Consider the following 20051-nt stretch of genomic DNA (forward strand, 5'->3'; position numbering starts at 1 on the left):
AAGTCAACGTTTGAAGAGATGAGGATAATATGGATTTATTGAGAAGGTGGGCACAATTAACTATATTGATAGCAATATTTAGCAACGCCCAAGCTGAAAATTCTGATGCGCTATCATTACAAACAGCGCTTGATCTAGCATTACGAAATAACCCGAGCCTAGCGGAAATAAGGGCACGGTCTGAGGCGATGGCTTATATTCCATCTCAAGTGGCAACATTACCTGATCCGGTGATCAGTTTTAATGCGCTGAACTTACCAACGGATAGTTTTGACGTAGGCCAAGAAAACATGACTCAGTTACAGGCTGGGTTCTCCCAACAGATTCCTTTTCCTGGTAAGTTGGCATTACGTGAACAGACGGCGACACATGAAGCACAAGCGGCTGCTCATACGGTTGTAGAAGCGCGTTGGTTATTATTGCGTGATGTGAAACAAGCGTGGTGGAGTCTGTTGTACCTTGATCATGCATTAAAAATAATGGCTGCTAATCAACGTTTATTACAGCAGTTTGTGGATATTGCTCAATCTAAATATCAAGTGGGTCAAGGGTTGCAGCAAGACGTGTTGTTAGCACAGCTAGAATTGTCTAAATTGCTAGACAATACACTTAGCTTACAAGCCGCGCGTGATTCAGTTAGGGCACGTTTAAATAGCTTAATTGATCGTTCCTCAGACCAGCCGATAGTGTTGACAGTTATGCCTGATGAGCATTTGCCGACTCTAAAAAAAGAAGCTGAACTATTCGCGTTTGCTAATGGACATCGCGCCTTACTAGCAGTAAAGCGTGAATCTGTTAAGGCCGCTAAATCACAACGAGACTTAGCAGAAAAGGATTTTTACCCCGATTTTAATGTTGGTGCTTTTTATAGTGTGCGCGACGATATGCCCAATGGGCAAGAGCGTGCTGACTTGCTTAGTGTGCGGCTTAGTATGAATGTGCCAATTTTTACGGATCATAAACAGCAAAAAGCGGTTGATCAAAGGAACAAGGAAGTGCTGCAACAAAAGTTTTCCTTGCGTGATGCAACGAATCGAGTACATAGCGAAATATCCACGGCCTATAGTCAATATCAAAAGAGTAGGCAACAAGTACTGTTATTTAAAACGGGCATTATTCCTCAAGCCAGACAAACGGTTGCATCCATGCTGGCGGGTTATCAGGTGGACAAGGTGGACTTTTTAAATTTAGTGCGAAGTCAGATTACGCTTTACAACTATGAAACCCAATACTGGAAAGCTTTAACAGAAGCCCAACAAGTGTTGGCACAATTAATTGCCGTTGTCGGCAAGGAAGAGATTTATGAGTAACAAGATATTATGGATAGCTGCGCCTGCAATGCTGGCATTGGGGCTGGGTTTAGGGTTTTGGTTTGCAAGTACGCCACAGACAAGTGCCCCGAGCACAATACCACCGAAAAAAAGTGATATTTTATTCTATCGTCACCCGATGAACCCGGAGATTACTTCACCTGTCCCTGCAAAAGGTGAAATGGGAATGGACTATACACCGGTGTATGCAGGCGATGAGCAAATGGATAAAGCACCGGTAGGCACGGTTAAAATTGATGGGGTTACAACGCAAAATATTGGGGTAAGAACGACTAAGGCTAAAGAAGAGGCAATGTCGCATATTGTTAGGGCTGTTGGCCGAGTGGATTATGACGAGCAGAACATGGTTAGGCTGCACCCTAAAATTGAGGGCTGGGTTGAAGACATGTACGTTGATAAAACCGGACAATGGGTTAAAAAGGATACTCAATTACTTAATATTTATTCGCCACAATTAGTTGCTAGCCAAGAAGAGTATTTATTGGCACTTAAAAATAATAAAGCCTTGGAAAAAAGTCCGATAGACACAATTCGTAAAGGCGCTGAACAGCTACTTAAAAGTTCACGTGAGCGACTTAAACTCTTCGACTTTCCGGCTCATCAACTGTTGGAATTAGATAAAACTGGTCGGGTGAAAAAAAATATTCATATTCATAGCCCAGCAGAAGGGATTGTGATGAAAATAGGTGCGCGTAACGGTCAATTTGTCACCCCTCAAACAGAAATTTATATGATTGCAGACTTAAGGACGGTCTGGGTGTATGCGAATATTTATGAATATGAATTGCCGTGGATTAATGAAGGTGATCTTGTGGAAATGCAATTAGTGGGTATTCCAGGGCGCATTTTTAAAGGTCATTTAGCCTACATTTACCCATATGCAGAATCAGAAACAAGAACGATTAAAGTACGATTGGTGTTTGATAACCCTGAGTTATTACTAAAGCCGAATATGTTTGCTGATTTAACTATCCATGCAAACCCCCAGTCCAACGAAGTGGTAATTCCGTCTGAATCCGTGATTCGATCGGGTTCACGCAATCAGGTATTTGTGGTGCGTGATAAAGGAAAGTTTGAACCTAGATTAGTAACCTTAGGGTTAGAATCTAATGGCAAAATTGCTGTGTTAGAGGGGCTAAAAGCGGGCGAAGAGGTAGTTACGTCGGCTCAGTTTTTGATAGATTCTGAATCGAAATTACGTGAGGCCACGGCAAAAATGCTTGAGTCTATGTCGAGCGATAAACAAACAAGCAGCTCAAAAATGCAGATGCCGCAGGAGATAACGCATGATTAATGCAATTATCAACGGCTCGATTAAAAACCGATTCATGGTGTTAGTGGCCACGCTGATTGTTGCTGTGGCAGGCATTTGGAGTTATCAAAATACCTATTTGGACGCGATCCCCGACTTGTCCGATGTGCAAGTAATTATTTTTACCAAATACCCCGGTCAAGCGCCACAAGTGGTTGAAGATCAGGTGACTTATCCATTAACCACAGCAATGTTATCTGTTCCTCGGTCTAAAACAGTTCGTGGCTATTCCTTTTTTGGTTTTTCATTTGTCTATATTATTTTTGAAGATGGCACCGATATGTATTGGGCGCGTTCACGAGTGCTTGAATCGCTGAATTTTGTTAACAGTAAACTGCCTAATGGTGTAACGCCGACACTGGGCCCAGATGCGACCGGGGTGGGCTGGGTGTATGAATATGCCTTGGTGGATAAAAGCGGACAACATGATTTATCCCAATTAAGATCGATTCAAGACTGGTATTTACGCTACCCGCTACAAACGGTTGATGGTGTGTCTGAAGTTGCTTCGGTGGGTGGCTATGTCAAACAATATCAGGTTGAAGTTGATCCGAATGCATTGCAAGCCTATGGCATCTCGTTAAATAAAGTTAAACAAGCCATTAAACGGTCTAATAATGATGTGGGTGGGCGTTTAATTGAGCGTGCAGAAACGGAATATATGGTTCGTGGTTTAGGCTACATTCGATCGTTAGATGACCTGAATAGTATTCCTGTTGCTGTTGATAGTAATGGCACACCGATACGTTTAAAAGATATTGCTAATGTGCAAACAGGGCCTGAACTTAGGCGAGGCGTGGTTGAGTTAAACGGAGAGGGTGAAGTAGTCGGTGGTGTGGTTATTATGCGCTATGGTGAAAATGCATTATCAACCATTGAAGGGGTCAGAAAAAAATTAGACGAGCTAAAAAAAGGGCTCCCTGAAGGGGTCGAAATTGTGCCTGTATATGACCGTGGTCACCTTATCGAACGTGCAGTAGCAAGCCTTAATGAGGCTCTTCTCCAAGAATTGGCGGTTGTTAGTTTAGTGGTTATTTTATTCTTACTACATGTGCGCTCTGCCTTGGTCGCTATTATTACCCTGCCGATGGGGATTCTTATGGCGTTTATCGTGATGAAATGGCAAGGCTTAAACGCTAATATTATGTCCTTAGGTGGTATTGCCATTACCATTGGTACGATGGTTGATGGTGCCATTGTGATGGTGGAAAACGCACATAAGCACCTAGCGCAAGCAACAAAAGAAAAAGGCGCTAAGCTAAGTGATAATGAACGCTGGACGACGATTGCAGCGGCCTCGCGTGATGTAGGGCCTGCGCTGTTCTTCTCCCTGCTTATTATTACCGTATCTTTTTTACCCATTTTCACCATGCAAGCGCAAGAAGGCCGTATGTTTAGCCCGTTAGCCTTTACCGCCTCTTACGCGATGGCAGCTGCCGCTATATTGGCAGTGACATTGGTGCCCGTAATGATGGGGTATTTCATCCGCGGTAAAGTAATATCAGAAAAGGAAAACCCTATTAACCGTGTGATGCACACCATGCATACACCAGCACTGAGATTAGCCATGCGGTGGCGAAAGGTAACGGTTTTATTAGCCTTGTGTTTAATCTTATTGACTGTATACCCATTTTCAAAATTAGGCAGTGAGTTTATGCCGCCATTAGATGAGGGGGACCTTTTATATATGCCGATTACCTTTCCGGGCATATCTATTACCAAGGCTAAAGAGGTGCTTCAGCAAACGGATAAAATCTTAAAAACATTTCCAGAGGTGCACCACGTATTTGGCAAGGTAGGACGGGCCGAAACGGCAACCGATTCTGCGCCGCTCTCAATGATAGAAACAACTATTCGTTTAAAACCTAAAGAAGATTGGCCGGACCCGAATAAAACAACTCAGCAGTTAACTGCCGAAATGGACCGGGCAATCCAGTTTCCGGGGCTAACAAACGCCTGGACAATGCCGATTAAAACACGACTTGATATGTTATCGACGGGGATTAAAACACCGGTTGGAATAAAAGTCTCTGGTCCTGATTTAAATAAACTTCAGGTCTTATCTGGGCAGATTGAGCGTGCAATGAAAACGTTACCAGAAACTATTTCAGCGTTTGGTGATCGAGCTGTTGGAGGCTATTATTTAGACGTTGATATCAATCGAGCGACGGCTTCCCGTTATGGTTTAACGACCGGTGATGTGCAAGATGTCATACAAACTGCTATTGGTGGTATGAATGTTACTGAAACGGTAGAAGGCTTAGAGCGGTACCCCGTTAACGTGCGTTACCCAAGGGAGTTGCGTGATGATGTGGAAAATTTGAAACGAGTTCTGATTTCAACACCAACAGGCAGCCAAATTCCTTTAGTGCAGATAGCTGATTTAACGTATAGACGAGGCCCGCCGGTTATAAAAAGTGAAAACTCACGCCCCAATGCATGGGTCTATGTAGATATCAGCAGTTCTGATATTGGTGGTTTTGTTGATAAGGCCAAAAAAGTGTTGGCTGAGCAAGTAGACATACCTGCAGGTTATACGATTGTTTGGTCAGGGCAATTTGAATATATGGAACGAGCAGCGAAGCGATTACAACTTGTTGTGCCAGCCACGTTAATGATTATTTTCATCCTGTTGTATCTAAACTTTCGTAATCTTTTAGAGCCGATTATTGTAATGCTCGCTTTGCCGTTTGCCGTTATCGGCGGTATTTGGATGTTGTATTTTAATGACTATAACTTATCGGTAGCGGTGTATGCGGGGTTTATCGCGTTAGCGGGTATGGCGGCTGAAATAGGCGTGTTAGTGTTAAGTTTTATTGATATGGAAATAGCTACACGGCGTACAAAAAGCACACAACCGCTAACACGAGGTGAACTTATACAAGCGTGTCAGCAGGCCACCTCAAAGCGTGTTCGCCCTGTAGTGATGACTGCGGTATCAACCATGGCGGGATTAATCCCTATTATGCTTAGCAGCGGTACTGGTTCGGACGTTACCCATCGTATTGCCGCCCCAATGTTAGGCGGTATGTTAACGGTCTTAATTTTGAATTTATTGGTATTGCCAGTGATTTATAGTTTTGTATTGCAGTACCAAGAGCAGAAGACGTGACACGCTGTTCAGTTTTAGTATTTAGGCATCAGGTGTCGGGGCATTTAGTTAAAATGTTCTATAAAGCAAGAATAATGTTATGTTACTGATCTATTAAGCTTTTTTATTAAAAAAGCGGTAGGGATAATCATGGCAAGCGAGTTTTTAGGATGAAACAAAGAAACGTCACTACATGAGCAATGGAAGCACTTAAACTACTACAAACAGCTTTGCACGAAATGCTCAACCCAGGTCTTGAGCTGCTTCCTCAGTTGTTGGTATTTATTATTCTTCTTGTTATTACCTACTTTGTTGTAAAGCTATTTAAAATAATTGCTAGGCGTATTTTGAGCCAAAGCAAAATGCATAAAAGTTTTATAGAGGTGAGCCAGTCGTTGATGAAGTGGTGCGCTTGATAAAAAGTGCGCTTGATGACGCTAATATTGAAATTCCATTCTCATATAGGACGTTGTCTTTGAGTGAAGAGTTAAACATTGTTACGACGAATTTGGACTAGGCACTTTATACATACAAGCTAAGGAGAGCTTAAAATGATAGGCTGCGGTTTAAACGCGGTGTTAATAAAAAATTCATCATACTTAAGGCACACTCCTTTCAATAAATAAACAAGGTTACTTATTAATGAATCATCATATGGCAGAATTATTAGCCTCGATCCTTATTGTTGGCATTGCATTACAGTGGATTGGTTGGCGTTTAAAAATCCCTGCGTTGATTCTACTTATTGCGGCTGGTTTTATTATGGGCCCAGTAACCGGCTGGCTTAACCCCAGTGAGGATTTTGGTGAGTTATTACAACCGATGATCGCGTTGAGTGTTGCGGTTATTTTATTTGAAGGTGGCTTAAGCCTACGCTGGCATGAATTAAAGCAGAATAGTCGTGTTATTTATCGTCTTATAACGTGGAGTGTTTTACTAACCTTTGCATTTGGTAGCTTGTCAGTTCACTATTTAATCGGTGTCTCTTGGCCTGTCTCGTTAATATTTGGCGCTATTATTATAGTCACTGGGCCGACGGTAATAATGCCTTTGCTGAAACAAGCTAATCTTAAAAAAGGCCCGTCATCTTTATTGCGTTGGGAAGGTATAGTGAATGACCCGATTGGCGCATTATTGGTGGTGCTGATTTATGGTTATTATGTACGAACCGAAAATGAAACGCTTGCACTGGGTGTTTTTATTGGGTTGGCCATTAGCCTTGTTGTCTCACTGGTTTTGAGTGTTAGCTTAGGGTTGTTTATTGCCCGTTCTTTTCGCAAAGGTCTTGTTCCTGAGTATTTGAAGTCTCCATTAATATTGGTTGCGGTATTACTGGTATATACGTTGGCCAATAAAGTACAAAGTGAAGCGGGCTTATTAGCCACGACTATCTTGGGGATTACGCTGGCTAACCAAAACCTAAAGACTTTACATGAGCTAAAACGTTTTAAAGAATATGTCACCATTTTATTGGTTTCATCTACTTTTATTGTACTGACTGCGGATATTGACCCCGAAATAATAAAGTATCTGCAGTGGCAAAGTTGGTTAGTGTTAGCGCTGGTAATTTTCATTTTCCGGCCGCTTGCTGTTTATCTTTCAACTATAGGTACTGACATTAGTAAACAAGAAAGGGCGTTACTTGCTTGGATTGCTCCTCGTGGCATTGTTGCAGCGTCAGTTGCAGGTTTGTTTGGCTCAGAGTTAAGCAAAATAGGCTATGCGGATGCAGAGTTATTACTTCCCATGGTTTTTGCTTTGATTATTATGACGGTGCTCTTACATGGGTTGACTATTGGTTGGCTGGCTCGCAAGTTAAATTTAGCATCTATTCACCCAGACGGAATTATGATTGTTGGAGCCGCCGATTGGAGTACACGTTTAGCAGTTGAATTACAAAAAAATGACATTCCAGTAATGCTAATAGACACGCAATGGGCGCAGCTAGAATCTGCTAGGATGCAAAACATTCCCATTCATTATGGTGAGGTTTTATCCGAAAGAACAGAAGAGGTTCTAGAGCTTGCGCACTTTACCAAATTAGTTGCTGTAACACCCAATGAAGCCTACAACACGTTAATCTGTTCGCTTTTTGCGCCAGAACTTGGGAAACGAAATGTGTACGAACTGCGCTGGTCTAATGTTGATAAATTAAGCGATGAAAGTGTTAATAAGCCCAGTGAGGCGATCGGTGGGGATCGTTTGTTTATCGATGGGGTGGATGATGAGTATTTTAAAAAGACGTATGCTGAGGGGTGGACATTTAAAAGTACGCCACTAACGGAGGAATACACACTAGACGATTATTTAAACAGTAACCCCGAATCTACAAAATTAATTTGTTTAATCACGAAGGCGGGCTTTGTCAATTTTTATCCGTGGGATCAAAATATAGAACCAGAAGATATAGCTATTTTAATGAGTTATGTTCCACCACAAACCGATACTAAAAAGATAAACAGTGGCGAGAGATGAAAACACGAATTATTCATTTTTTTGAGGTTTTAAGTTCGAACTTTTGGGTGATCCCTTTACTCTTGCTAATAAGCGGAGCGGGGCTGGCTTTTCTTAACGTTTATTTAGATAAAACACTGTATGCCAGGCATATCGAATTGCCTGAGTTATATCTATACTTTAACAGTGCTTCAAATATTAGAACTTTATTGAGTGTTTCCGCTACGTCTATACTCGGTGTTGCAGGTGTTTCTTTTTCAATAACGATTGCCTCGTTGACACTTGCCTCACAACAATTTGGGCCGAGGTTACTAAGAAATTTCATGTCAGATAGGTTTAACCAATTAGTTCTTGGTTGTTTTATAGGCACCTTTCTTTATTGTATTTTGATGTTGCAATTTACGGGCTCTATGGAGCTTGATAAAACAACGCCATTTTTCTCCATGATGAGCTTGTTAACGATCCTCATTTTCAATTTATTGTTATTAGTATTTTTTATTCATCACATTGCTGTTGCTATACAAGCCGAGACCGTTATTACTGAAGTTAATAACGAATTAGTGACACAGATGAATTGCACATTTCCAAATAAGGCTGATAAAAATAGCCAGTCGATTCAATTCGATATACCTGATGATTTAACTAAAAAGTTTGAACAAAAAGGTGAGGATATATATTCAACGACATCGGGTTATTTACAAGCAATTGATACCGACAACTTAGTCAAATGCGCGACAGATAATGATTATGTTATTAAATTTATCATCAAACCTGGTGATTTTATTCTGACAAATAGCGTTATTGCCCATTGCTTAGCAAGCGACCAGATTGAAGAGATAGAAAAAGACATCAATACTCATTTGTTAATCGGTAGTGAAGGAACGCCTGAGCAAGACCCGGAATTTGCTGTTCGGCAATTAGTAGAGGTTGCGGTAAGGGCTTTATCGCCAGGTATTAATGACCCTTTTACAGCTATTAGCTGTATTAAAAAATTGGGTGAAAATATTGCTTTTTTAATGCAGCGCCAATTCCCAACACAATATCATTTAGACGATAGTGGGCAGTTAAGGTTAGAGTTAAAGCCATTTACATTTAGAGGGATTGTCGATACATCATTCGACCAAATTCGTCAGCATGGTAAAAATGACATTGCGGTTGTAATCTGTTTATTACAAATGTTGAATAAGTTAATTCTACAATCTCAAACCAAAGAGCATATGGAGGCGTTGAAGGTTCAAGCTGAAGCCATCTCCTCAGTTAATACCGATGATGTCATTGCTCTAAAAGATAAGGAAGATATTAAAGAGTTATACGATGTGATTAATGTGTCGTTGAATACAAAAGAATCTACACTGCTAACTTAACCTTATTACACTATATTTCCTGCCCTTTATGCGTTTGGAAACCAGCTGGTGTCAATTTCAAAAAAACGATCGATAAAATTCAAGTCCTTCTTGAGCTTGTCCGGATCTAAGATGGTTATTTTTTTTCGATGGTTAAGGATTTTATTTTCTTGTTTTAATTGCGCAAATGCATTGCTGACACTGACATTTGTTAAGCCTAATGCGTCTGCAATAACATCTTGAGTTAACGGCATATTGAAGGTTGTAAATACCGTGTTATTGGTATGGATTTTTTGTCTTGAGTATAGCTCAAGCATGTAGTTTGCCACGCGGTTGACGGCGTTGTTCCTGGCTATCATGGTTATTCTGTCTAGTAAAATAGCTTCTTCTAACATGCCTAAGCTAAAAATGAGTGCCGTTAACCTTGGGGACTGGATAAAGACCTTATCAAGGTGCTTTTTTTGAAAAGGGCACAAGGTAACGTCTGTGGCAGTTGCAAGGTCACCGAATGTTTCGCACATGGCAATATCAGTAAGCCCGATAATATCACCAGGGTAATGAACACGTAATACCTGTCGTCTGCCGTCCTGTAAGTCAGCATAACGATAGAGCCAGCCACGCTTTAATATAAACAAATTGTTTTTTTGTTGTTGTAAATTAAGCGTTCTACGTGCTTTGTAATTAACCTCTTGTTTTTCAAGTTCTAAAACTAGCTTTTCATCATCTTCACTGATGTCTAGGTAGTAACGTAGTCGTGAAACTAAACAACTCATGATGGCCTGCTTGTTTTTGAGTGAGGTGTTGTTTAACGTTTAATGATATCAATGATGTTAAGAACCAATGACATAAACGATAAGCCTTGATCATATTACACCTTTCATCAGTATGCCGGTTAAAGTCTTTTAAGAAGGTGTGGGAAAGGATAATGGAACAAGTGCGTTAGCTGACAATAATGACGCGCTTTATGAAGCGATGGCTTATAACGCAAAAAAGAGGTTTATTACTGCGGCGCTAGAATAAGCTGAGCGACTTAAAAGTGGAAATAATAAGTACTTAGTGTGTCTAGATCGTTAGGCTTACCGTAGCAAGCCTAACGATTAGACCAATACTAAAGAGTATTTGGAAATAAAAACAATTAAAACTGTGGGGTTAATACACTATCTATTGATAGAGTAAATCAGTTTTAATTAACTTTCTCTTGTAGTTTCTCTCCAGCATTTTCGATGCTTTCAGCAGCATCTTCTGTCATGTTGTCGATTTTTTCACCAGCATTTTCAGCAGGGCCGTCTGGCTCACAACCTGACACCGTGATAGCAAATGCAAGTGTGATAATAATGGTAAACATATGTAGTAATTTCATCGTACTCCCTATATTTTTTATTTCATAATGGTAGTGCACTAAAGATACTAACAAAAATTAGGATCTTTGTGACACCTAAGTTTTATTCATTAGCCTTTAGGCTCACGAATTGTATGATTAGCCAAGGTATTTATATCTTTGGTTTACGCCCGGTAATCATAAAAATAATGGCTAAAACAATGCCAACGACGAATAATATCCAAGCTATATTGCTGGCAGTGCCTGCAATACCGCTAAGTTCTAGTACGCCCGCTACTATAGCTATAATCAAGAATATGACAGCCCAATTAAACATATTAGCTTCTTTTTTTAAGTAAACTTTAATGCCCAGCTTTAAGGATCAGTTGCTAGAAACCTTAACCCTTTAGATTAGTTAGTTGTATTTCTTAAACCAGGCCTGAACTTGTCTATCTGCTTCATCTTTTTCAATACCATAACGTTCTTGCAATTTTCCAGATAGTATTTCAGTATTGCCTTCAATAATATCTACGTCTTTATCAGTTAATTCACCCCATTGCTGTTGCGCCTTACCTTTGAGTTGCTTCCATTTGCCTTTTAAAATATCGGTATTCATTTGTTACTCCATTAATAGTTAAACTAACACACAAAATATTGTGCTTTTCGACTTACGGTTTAAACAATAACAAGGCTTGAAATGAAAAACTTTAAAGCAGATTAAAGTTTTCTATCTTTGGCTAAGAAGCTTGTCGGTATGCAGATAGTGAGCTTGGGTGCTCTTTAAAAACAATGACATGTGTTTATTTTTCAGGTAAATAGGGTGTCAGGCTATTTTTAGGTTGGCATTCATCATACCTACCATCGCCCATAACGATTTATGTCATATATTCCTGATTCTAATGGCCGCTTAGTATTAAGTGATGTGGTGAAATCATGCAAAACGTTCCAGAAATTTGGATTCATGCGTCGAATACCCCATTTATTAATCACGGCATCAAATGCCTCAGGGGTGTCTGCTTGAGATAAGGCAAAAACAAAATCATTTAGCTCTTTGATGCTAATAACAAACATTAGGTTAGGGTAGCTGCCAATTAATTCAGGGAAAATAGCTAAGGTATCTTGCTGATCTTGGTGCCTTAAAGATTCACCTAAAATAAAGGAGACACTACTGTGACGACGGTTTTTTAACATGCTGTAAGACAAAAACTGACCGTCTAGCTGTTCAATTTTAATAAAGCTGATTTCTGGTAACCAGTTGATTGCCTTTAATTGCGAAGCAGGGGTGCTGGCAAGCTTAGAGAGTAACTGGTTTATTTGAGTACCTTGATGTTCGAACGTTTCTTTTTTAAGGCTGGCTGCTTCATGACATTCAGCATCACAGCGGTTAATACTATCTTTTGCTTTGCTTAATGCTGGGTAGTCATTTAGTTGTGACGTAAGTAATTCTGAGTAAGGCTCTTTTGTCTCGTAGTTAATGGCTACCGGCGAATCTATATCTATATCATGATAGGTAAACTCGGTTTTAATATTGGCGAAGGTTGGGTACCATTTTTTATACAGTGGTTCTCGGTAATCAGCAGGCATTAAGCGCAAGAAATTAACTTCTGAACTATTACGAATTAAATCAAAATAGAGCCGAGTTTGTGTTTGATGAGAAGCGCTACCAAACACATTAAAACTGACTACTAATTCATAATAGGTTCTTTCGAGTAAGGGATAATCCATTAGCCACGTGGTTAATGGTAATTCTCCCTTCCATCCCTTTGTAACAGAAGCGTTATCGTGGTGGCGAAACACGGTAAGGAAAGCATTGTCATTGACCTGTTCCCCATTCCATATATGTTCCTTGGTTGCACCTTGTGGAAATATTTTTTGATAGGTGAGTTGACGCTGACCTATATATTGGTTTCGTTTGGTCTCATATTTCATCCATTGGCTACCAAAATCCAGTAAGGATGTTTTTTCACCTGGCAGCCCTAAGTAAGGATTCATTGCATGTTGGTAATCAGGGTTATTGGTGTAGACCTCATGTTTTGGGTTTTCAAACATAACCCAAAATTGGTCACGGATAACATTGGTTGCTATTTGCCCTCGGCAGACTGGGCCGCGAATAAAGTTGCGTATAAAAAATTCGGCGTTATCTAGTAGAAAACGGTAACGGGCTTTTGCTGGAATAGCCTGATAAGTGATAAAAGGGTTTGACCTTTCTAAATAAGAATAGCCGGGAAGTTTGTCGACAGACCACCCAGGAGTCATGAATAATTGTTTAAAGTGTTTTAAGCGTTGTTGATCAAACCTATATGGAATATGGGTTTTATGCACAATGGTTTCTTCAATAGCTTTTAAACGATAATAAAAAGCCTGATTTACATCGTCAAACGGTCTTGCTGTATTAACAGGCATAATTTTTTGACCGCTGGGAGTATAAGATCTCACCAGTGAATAAAACTGTATGCCTGCGTTGGGTGAGTTACCGGCAGATTGGTTGACTTGATCGAAATATAAATGGCCTAAGAAAAGGTGTTCATATAAATAGCGTGCTACCAATGCTGTACGTTTATCGTTACTGTTTAACCAAGTTTCCCACTGGACAATCATTGCCTGATGTTCTGGTGAAATATCGATGTTCTTTGTGACGATTTTAGCGCCCTCACTCAGCCAAGTGCTTAAGGTCTGTGCCTCGCTTTCATTTAGACCGGCAACAGCTAGCGGCATTCCTCCATGTGGGTTGTTTTTTGCGTAGTCAGAAAACTCACCGGGAGCAGGGCAGGTATTCTCTCGTTTTAAGCCAAGTTGAATATTTTTTGGGATCGGCTGATTAGGTGTTAGCGGGTTTTGTAAGGCTAAATCAATCATGTTTTTAAACAAGGACTGATTATTATTCTCTCCCCCGTGTTGTAGACGTTTTTCTAACACAGAAAAAAAGCCTTTTTCTCGCCATTCTTTTGCACTTTGAGCATCGATTGATAATCGAGTAGGGCTAGCATCATTTAAACGGGTAGCATCGTACACCGATTGCTTTGTTGCTCCACGCTCAAGGCCATCAGGTGACTGCATTTTTAGTTGACAAGGAGCGTCATAACAAGCATGACAAGCAATACATTTCTTTTCAAGAATAGGTTTAATGTCGCTGTGGTAATCGAAGGTTTGATGTTTGCCGATAACCCTTGGGGCCGTTCTATTGTCTTTTTCACAGGCTGCAAGAACTAAAACGAGTGAAAAGAAAACCATAAAGTTCAGGTTTTTGTTACGAATGGTGTTTGTATGCATGAGTGAAAAATTACTACATAATGTTGATTACCTTAAAGACCAACAAGTTTACTCGACAATCGCTGACTGAAAATTTAATTATGAAAAAATTATGGACGATATTACTGAAAGGCAGTGTTGCTGTTTTTCCTGCACTGTTAACTCTGTACTTTTTTTATTGGCTGGTGACGACAATAGAAAAAACGGTGAGTCCTTTAATTATGTTCATTATCCCCGAGCAATATTACGTGCCTGGCATCGGTTTGTTAGTCGGTATTTGCTTTTTGTTTTGTGTCGGTTTATTGGTTAATGCTTGGATCTTTAAGTGGGTATTTGGACTTGGTGAGAAACTGTTAGAAAGAATTCCATTGATAAAGTCAGTGTATGGCGCACTTCGCGACTTTATGCACTATTTTTCACCATCAGGCGAGCAAAAAGAGCTTAAAAAAGTGGTGATGGTTAGCATTAATAATATGCAATTAATCGGGTTTATGGTCAGTGAGGCAGGTGAGCTTCCTGGTGTTGATATGCCTGATGATAAAGTGGCCGTCTATCTACCCATGAGCTACCAAATAGGCGGGTTTACTGTGTATATATCAAAAGAGAATATTCAGCTCATCGATATGTCTGTAGAAGATGCTATGCGCCAAGTATTGACAGCCGGCTTGTCTAAAAAGAAAACAGCTCCATAGTTTATAAAAAGCATCAATCAAGTGTGTTTTTATCTAAGGGTGAAGGTTTGCCGCAACTATCATTGTCGGCAAACCTTTTATTGATAACACCTTTATAAGACGATTTTTAATTTACCAATTTAATGCACCACCAGTTTGATATTCGGTCACGCGTGTTTCAAAGAAGTTTTTTTCTTTACGCAAATTAGCTTGCTCATCTAACCATGCTAGGGTGTTTTTTGCGCCTGGAAAGGGCTCTTTTAATGCCAAGGTGCGTGAGCGTCGGTTGGCAATAAAGCGAAACTGCTCAATATGGTCAGCTTTGTTGTAGCCTAAAATGGGCTTCTCTAGCAGGTAGTTGGCATAGTCAAGCTCGGCGGCTTCAGCTTCCTCCCAAAGTGCTTGTACTGCCTGTGGGTCTAACTGGATATTTTCTTCAATTAAAATTTGTTTGATAACGCGCAGACCAAAAGAGCAGTGCATGACTTCATCGCGCATAATATATTGAAGTTGCTCGGCAGTTCCCTTCATTAAACCACGCCGTTGTAAGGCAAAAATGGGGCTAAAGCCGTTATAAAACCAAGTTCCTTCAAAAATGGCAGCAAAAAAGAAATACGCCATGACAAAGTTTTGCAGTTCATCTTTATTCGTTAAATCAATGTCGGGGCGCATAATTGAGCCCAGCCGTTGATTACACAATTGAATTTTATGATGTATTTGCGGCACAACGCGATAGCGGTTGTAAATCTCCGATTGGTCAAGCCCAATGGTTTCTATGCAATGTTGGTAGGTCCATGTGTGCATAGCTTCTTCATACACTTGTCGAGCCTGATAAATTTGTAGCTCGGGCGCACTCATCTTTTCCATCACTGCCAATCCGATATTTCTCATGGCGAGAATGTCCGAGGTGGTCAGGTAAGCTAAAACATTTTCATAAACATGGCGCTCTTCGGGCGTTAGTTTATGTTGATAATCATGAATATCTTGAGTCATATTGACATCTAACGGTGTCCAATGATTTTTATTCGCATTGATAAAGTAATTCCATGCCCAGTGATATTTAAAGGGGGCCAGTTGGTTAATGTCAGCCATGCCATTAATTACCCGTTTATCTTCTGGGTTAATTGGCGAGTTAGCTGGCCGTGAAGACGTAGCAGCTTGCGCTTGGTTGACAGTGGGTTTGTTGCTTGATGTGTTTTCTTTGCTTGAGTTTTTCGCAAATGGATCATTCCAATTTAGCATCATAATTCCTCTTAATTTACATGTTAGGTGATGGCCTACTGGCAGGCATCACAATCAGGGTCTAAGATAGAGCAGACCTGCGGTGCTTGTTCGGACGTCGCGTCGTTATGATTATCATTTTGTTCCATATGGGTCGCCCCTATGGAGCGCAAATAATAGGTACACTTTAGGCCTCTTGCCCAAGCGAGCATGTAGAGACTATCGAGTTTTTGGCCTGATGCTTCAGCCATATAAAGGTTGAGACTTTGTGATTGATCAAGCCATTTTTGTCGCCGCCCAGCCGCTTCAATGAGCCAGCGCGAATCTATTTCAAATGCTGTTGCATAAAGGGCTTTAAGTGCTTCAGGTACACGTTCAATGTGTTGCACAGAACCGTCGTAGTACTTTAAGTCATTAATCATGACCTCATCCCACAGGCCAAGCTCTTTGAGATCAGCCACCAAATGAGTATTGATAACAGTAAACTCACCAGACAGATTAGATTTAACAAACATGTTTTGATAGGTTGGCTCGATAGATTGCGAAACGCCGCAAATATTTGAGATCGTGGCCGTTGGTGCAATCGCCAAACAGTTACTATTTCGCATACCTGTGTTCATTACTTGCTGGCGTAAGCTGTCCCAGTCTAGGGTTTGACTTTGGTCAACTTGTAAATACTGGCCACGCAGCTCAGCCAGCGTTTTTAATGAGTCAATCGGTAAAATGCCTTTGCTCCATAAAGAGCCTTTGAAACTAGGGTAGGAACCCCGTTCAGCGGCTAACTTACAGGAGGCGCTAATGGCGTAATAGCTGATTAACTCCATTGATTTATCAGCAAACTCAACCGCTTGTTCACTGCTGTAGGGTATTTTTAATTGTTGTAAACTGTCTTGAAAGCCCATTATGCCCAGGCCAACTGGGCGATGCTTTAAGTTTGAGTTGCGCGCTTGCGGGACACTGTAATAATTGTAATCAATCACGTTATCGAGCATTCGCATGGCGGTGGTAATTGTTTTTTCTAAATGTACAAGATCCAGTTCGTTACCCTGTAGATGGGCGGGTAGATTGATAGAACCCAAATTGCAAACAGCAATTTCTTGCTCACTGGTATGTAAGGTGATTTCGGTACAAAGATTCGAGCTGTTAACAACACCGACATGCTGATTGGTATAGCGAATGTTACAAGGGTCTTTAAAGGTAATCCAAGGGTGACCGGTTTCAAATAACATGCCCAGCATTTTTCGCCAAAGATCTACTGCTTTGATGGTTTTATGTAATTTTATCTCGCCTTGCTGAGCTTTCTGCTCGCACAGCTGGTACGCCTTTTTAAAGGCTTCACCAGTTAAGGCATGAAGGTGGGGCACTTCGTCGGGTGAAAAAAGAGTCCAATCATCTTGTTCGATAACGCGTTGCATAAATAGATCAGGGATCCAGTTGGCGGTATTCATATCGTGGGTTCGGCGGCGCTCATCACCGGTGTTTTTTCGAAGCTCTAAAAAGGCTTCAATATCAATATGCCATGTTTCAAGGTAGGCACAAACAGCCCCTTTACGTTTGCCGCCTTGATTAACCGCAACCGCGGTGTCATTGGCGACTTTTAAAAAGGGAATCACTCCTTGAGATTGGCCATTGGTCCCTTTGATCTCAGCGCCTAAGGCACGAACTTGCGTCCAATCATTGCCTAGCCCACCGGCATATTTAGAGAGTAAGGCGTTATCTCTGAAAGATGAGTAAATATCGGCCAAATCATCCTTAACGGTGGTGAGGTAGCAGCTGGACAGTTGTGGCCTTGGTGTGCCCGCATTAAATAAGGTTGGTGTCGAACTCATAAAGTCAAAAGATGAGAGTAATTGATAAAACTCAATCGCTCGTTCTTCTCGCTCAACCTCATTAATTGCTAAGCCCATTGCTACGCGCATAAAAAAGGCTTGTGGTAACTCAAAACGGGTGTCTTTTGTGTGAATGAAATAACGGTCGTAGAGTGTTTGTAAACCAAGGTAACTAAAATTAAAATCACGCTCACTTTGTAGCGCCTCGGCTAGCTTATCTAGGTCGAATCTTGATAATTCTTCATCTAATAAGTTTAATGAAACGGCTTTGTTGATATAAGCTTTGAAATACTCAGGATAGTCGGCGAGCATCTCAGCTTGGCTTCGGCTGGTGGTTTGTTGGTGAGTAAAACTTAATGCCTCGGTGCGTAAATTATTAAGCAGCAACCTTGCTGCCAATTGGCTATAGTCGGGGTCTGTGTCAATCAAGCCTCTGGCACCCATAACAATGGCTTGTTGGAAGGCGGACTCGGGCATTTCATCAAAAAGGTTATTTTTAATTTCGTTGATTACTCGTTCGACTGAAATATCATTAAGCCCTTCTGCGCACTCTGATATTAAGTTGCTCAGCGATTCTTCATTAAAGGCCTGAAGGGACTGGTCAACTTGCTGGATGCGAATTTGCCAACTGGATTGTTCAGCTGTTTCTTCGGCAGAGCGTTCAGCGGATCGTTGTTCACGATACAAAACATAGGCACGGGCTACCTTATGTAAGTCGGCGCGCATCAGTGCTAATTCCACTTGGTCTTGTATGCTTTCGATATGAATGGTGTCACTTATCGATAGATGCCTAACAATAGCCTGTTGTACTTGGCTGCTTAGTTGAGTGGCAAGATCGTGAATATGACTAGATTGTTGTGTATGTTCACCTTCTACCGCCAATAAGGCTTTACTGATGGCAATATAAATTTTATTAACATCGAATTGGGTTAGTTGCCCGTTGCGGCGAATAACTTGATAGTTGACAGCTTGCGCAGCTGCTGGATGATCTGTTGTTAAAGCGACAGAAAGATCGTTCATTGTTAAATCCTCAGGTTGATTATTAGGCAAACCTCGAGGCAACAATGGGAAAAAGTGATATCAATACGGGGCTGATACATCACTGATTACAATCCTTAACGCGAGGCTTGGCAAAAAATAGAGGTAATCGGACTGAGTGAATATAAGATTCACAACACCGTTGCGCGACAGTTCTGGATTCTAACCAGATTCCCCTCAAATACTATATATAGTGCTTAAATGTTTCTTGGCTAGCAAGATAATGTAAAATTAATGTATTTACAAGTGCTTGTTATTTTTTATTTTTGAACCCCCGTGCTAATTCAATAAAGGCACTGATATAAGGTGTTTCAATATCTTGGTCACGGCAAGCAGCATGTAACATCCCATGCATGCCCTTAGCGCCCAGTGGTTTTCCAATTAATGACTGTGCTGTTGTTGGCGCATCCAATAACCAGTCGGGTAGGGCAGCCACCCCTTGGCCAACGGCAATTAATTGCATCATCATTGTGGTTAACTCAACCTGACGAACTTGCGCGGGTTCTACATTGGCAGGGTCTAGGTAGTGTCTAAATACATCAAGGCGACTACGCTCAACTGGGTAGGTAATAAGCGTTTGCTCGGCTAAGTCTTCTGCGTTAATGAAGGCTTTATCTTTCAATGGATGCTGATCATTCATCACTAACAAGGCTTGATACGGAAACAGCGTTAAGAATGAAAGACCTGGTTTATCAACTGGGTCGGTACTAATAACTAAGTCAATTTCACCACGACTCAGCGCCGGTAGCGGATTAAAACTCATACCGAGTTTGATATCAATATGGATGTCTGGCCATTGCTTGCGGTATTGCTCTAAGGTTGGTAATAACCATTCAAAACAGGCATGACATTCAATGGTAATAAAAAGCCTTCCTGCTTTGCCATTAGCAATTTGTTTAAGCTCATGCTCGGTGTTTTCAACCAACGGTAATACTCGCTCAGCTAGATCTAATAAGCGTTGCCCCGCATCAGTAAGCCCGAGGGGCTTGTGTTGGCGGAAAAACAGCGTCGTTTCAAAGTGGTTCTCAATTGTTTTTATTTGGTGTGATAAGGCCGATGGTGTCAGATGAAGCTTTTGTGCGGCTTGATTAAGGTTTTTACTGCGGGCAATGGTGTAAATGGCCCTGAGGTGTCGAATTTCTAAGATCATGGTGAATTTATTTCAACTTAATGGTGAAAATTATGAGATTGATT

General features: G+C 40.9%; 15 protein-coding genes and 1 riboswitch. Of the genes, 7 read left to right on the forward strand and 8 right to left on the reverse strand.

Annotation, left to right across the window (positions count from 1 at the left end; genetic code table 11):
• The first annotated feature begins 29 nt into the window (after positions 1 to 29).
• From Q91_RS04590 to Q91_RS04615, 6 genes are all read left to right on the forward strand, one after another.
• Positions 30 to 1310 carry a TolC family protein gene (locus Q91_RS04590; protein ID WP_015005716.1) on the forward strand — a complete coding sequence of 427 codons (1281 nt, stop codon included), beginning with the start codon at positions 30 to 32 and terminating at the stop codon, positions 1308 to 1310.
• On the forward strand, positions 1303 to 2625 hold the full coding sequence (locus tag Q91_RS04595; protein WP_015005717.1) for an efflux RND transporter periplasmic adaptor subunit: 1323 nt from the start codon (positions 1303 to 1305) through the stop codon (positions 2623 to 2625). The genes Q91_RS04590 and Q91_RS04595 overlap by 8 nt, the downstream gene beginning before the upstream one ends.
• Entirely contained in the window at positions 2618 to 5755 is a 3138-nt protein-coding gene (locus Q91_RS04600; protein WP_015005718.1) for an efflux RND transporter permease subunit, read from the forward strand. The genes Q91_RS04595 and Q91_RS04600 overlap by 8 nt, the downstream gene beginning before the upstream one ends.
• A gap of 218 nt (positions 5756 to 5973) precedes the next feature.
• Positions 5974 to 6150: a hypothetical protein gene (locus Q91_RS04605; protein ID WP_238538371.1), complete on the forward strand. Its 177-nt coding sequence runs from the start codon at positions 5974 to 5976 to the stop codon at positions 6148 to 6150.
• A gap of 226 nt (positions 6151 to 6376) precedes the next feature.
• The gene (locus Q91_RS04610) at positions 6377 to 8209 is read left to right on the forward strand and encodes a sodium:proton antiporter (protein WP_015005720.1); all 1833 of its coding nucleotides are present in this window, start codon (positions 6377 to 6379) and stop codon (positions 8207 to 8209) included.
• Positions 8206 to 9552, forward strand: a complete 1347-nt coding sequence (locus Q91_RS04615) for a DUF2254 domain-containing protein (RefSeq protein WP_015005721.1) — start codon at positions 8206 to 8208, stop codon at positions 9550 to 9552. Before Q91_RS04610 ends, Q91_RS04615 begins: the two co-directional genes overlap by 4 nt.
• 26 nt (positions 9553 to 9578) lie before the next feature.
• Here Q91_RS04615 and Q91_RS04620 read toward each other — a convergent pair whose 3' ends face one another.
• From Q91_RS04620 to Q91_RS04635, 5 genes are all read right to left on the reverse strand, one after another.
• Positions 9579 to 10304: a Crp/Fnr family transcriptional regulator gene (locus Q91_RS04620; protein WP_015005722.1), complete on the reverse strand. Its 726-nt coding sequence runs from the start codon at positions 10302 to 10304 to the stop codon at positions 9579 to 9581.
• A 410-nt stretch (positions 10305 to 10714) separates the two neighbouring features.
• Positions 10715 to 10891, reverse strand: a complete 177-nt coding sequence (locus Q91_RS11605; RefSeq protein WP_015005723.1) for a hypothetical protein — start codon at positions 10889 to 10891, stop codon at positions 10715 to 10717.
• A 130-nt stretch (positions 10892 to 11021) separates the two neighbouring features.
• Positions 11022 to 11186 (reverse strand): DUF1328 domain-containing protein, encoded by a 165-nt coding sequence (locus Q91_RS11475; RefSeq protein WP_015005724.1) that lies wholly within the window; start codon positions 11184 to 11186, stop codon positions 11022 to 11024.
• Between the two features lie 78 nt (positions 11187 to 11264).
• Positions 11265 to 11465 carry a CsbD family protein gene (locus tag Q91_RS04630; protein ID WP_015005725.1) on the reverse strand — a complete coding sequence of 67 codons (201 nt, stop codon included), beginning with the start codon at positions 11463 to 11465 and terminating at the stop codon, positions 11265 to 11267.
• A gap of 239 nt (positions 11466 to 11704) precedes the next feature.
• The gene (locus Q91_RS04635) at positions 11705 to 14119 is read right to left on the reverse strand and encodes a fatty acid cis/trans isomerase (protein ID WP_041230499.1); all 2415 of its coding nucleotides are present in this window, start codon (positions 14117 to 14119) and stop codon (positions 11705 to 11707) included.
• A gap of 2 nt (positions 14120 to 14121) precedes the next feature.
• Between Q91_RS04635 and Q91_RS04640 the strand changes: the two genes are divergently transcribed.
• The gene (locus Q91_RS04640) at positions 14122 to 14790 is read left to right on the forward strand and encodes a DUF502 domain-containing protein (RefSeq protein ID WP_232228571.1); all 669 of its coding nucleotides are present in this window, start codon (positions 14122 to 14124) and stop codon (positions 14788 to 14790) included.
• 111 nt (positions 14791 to 14901) lie between these two features.
• Here Q91_RS04640 and Q91_RS04645 read toward each other — a convergent pair whose 3' ends face one another.
• The 3 genes from Q91_RS04645 to Q91_RS04655 all read right to left on the reverse strand — a co-directional run bounded on the left by Q91_RS04645 (position 14902) and on the right by Q91_RS04655 (position 20007).
• Positions 14902 to 16011 (reverse strand): ribonucleotide-diphosphate reductase subunit beta, encoded by a 1110-nt coding sequence (locus Q91_RS04645; RefSeq protein ID WP_015005728.1) that lies wholly within the window; start codon positions 16009 to 16011, stop codon positions 14902 to 14904.
• A 35-nt stretch (positions 16012 to 16046) separates the two neighbouring features.
• Positions 16047 to 18839 (reverse strand): ribonucleoside-diphosphate reductase subunit alpha, encoded by a 2793-nt coding sequence (locus Q91_RS04650; RefSeq protein WP_015005729.1) that lies wholly within the window; start codon positions 18837 to 18839, stop codon positions 16047 to 16049.
• 100 nt (positions 18840 to 18939) lie between these two features.
• Positions 18940 to 19079: riboswitch (cobalamin riboswitch) on the reverse strand.
• Positions 19080 to 19110: 31 nt separating this feature from the next.
• Entirely contained in the window at positions 19111 to 20007 is an 897-nt protein-coding gene (locus tag Q91_RS04655; protein ID WP_015005730.1) for a LysR family transcriptional regulator, read from the reverse strand.
• Positions 20008 to 20051 lie beyond the last annotated feature (44 nt).

The sequence above is a fragment of the Cycloclasticus sp. P1 genome (genome assembly GCF_000299965.1).
Lineage (GTDB): Bacteria > Pseudomonadota > Gammaproteobacteria > Methylococcales > Cycloclasticaceae > Cycloclasticus > Cycloclasticus pugetii.

What these genes read in the sequence shown, in the direction of transcription:
- Q91_RS04590 (WP_015005716.1), top strand. Translation starts at nt 30, where the DNA reads ATGGATTTATTGAGAAGGTGGGCACAATTAACTATATTGATAGCAATA.
- Q91_RS04595 (WP_015005717.1), top strand. Translation starts at nt 1,303, where the DNA reads ATGAGTAACAAGATATTATGGATAGCTGCGCCTGCAATGCTGGCATTG.
- Q91_RS04600 (WP_015005718.1), top strand. Translation starts at nt 2,618, where the DNA reads ATGATTAATGCAATTATCAACGGCTCGATTAAAAACCGATTCATGGTG.
- Q91_RS04605 (WP_238538371.1), top strand. Translation starts at nt 5,974, where the DNA reads ATGCTCAACCCAGGTCTTGAGCTGCTTCCTCAGTTGTTGGTATTTATT.
- Q91_RS04610 (WP_015005720.1), top strand. Translation starts at nt 6,377, where the DNA reads ATGAATCATCATATGGCAGAATTATTAGCCTCGATCCTTATTGTTGGC.
- Q91_RS04615 (WP_015005721.1), top strand. Translation starts at nt 8,206, where the DNA reads ATGAAAACACGAATTATTCATTTTTTTGAGGTTTTAAGTTCGAACTTT.
- Q91_RS04620 (WP_015005722.1), bottom strand. Translation starts at nt 10,304, where the DNA reads ATGAGTTGTTTAGTTTCACGACTACGTTACTACCTAGACATCAGTGAA.
- Q91_RS11605 (WP_015005723.1), bottom strand. Translation starts at nt 10,891, where the DNA reads ATGAAATTACTACATATGTTTACCATTATTATCACACTTGCATTTGCT.
- Q91_RS11475 (WP_015005724.1), bottom strand. Translation starts at nt 11,186, where the DNA reads ATGTTTAATTGGGCTGTCATATTCTTGATTATAGCTATAGTAGCGGGC.
- Q91_RS04630 (WP_015005725.1), bottom strand. Translation starts at nt 11,465, where the DNA reads ATGAATACCGATATTTTAAAAGGCAAATGGAAGCAACTCAAAGGTAAG.
- Q91_RS04635 (WP_041230499.1), bottom strand. Translation starts at nt 14,119, where the DNA reads ATGCATACAAACACCATTCGTAACAAAAACCTGAACTTTATGGTTTTC.
- Q91_RS04645 (WP_015005728.1), bottom strand. Translation starts at nt 16,011, where the DNA reads ATGCTAAATTGGAATGATCCATTTGCGAAAAACTCAAGCAAAGAAAAC.
- Q91_RS04650 (WP_015005729.1), bottom strand. Translation starts at nt 18,839, where the DNA reads ATGAACGATCTTTCTGTCGCTTTAACAACAGATCATCCAGCAGCTGCG.
- Q91_RS04655 (WP_015005730.1), bottom strand. Translation starts at nt 20,007, where the DNA reads ATGATCTTAGAAATTCGACACCTCAGGGCCATTTACACCATTGCCCGC.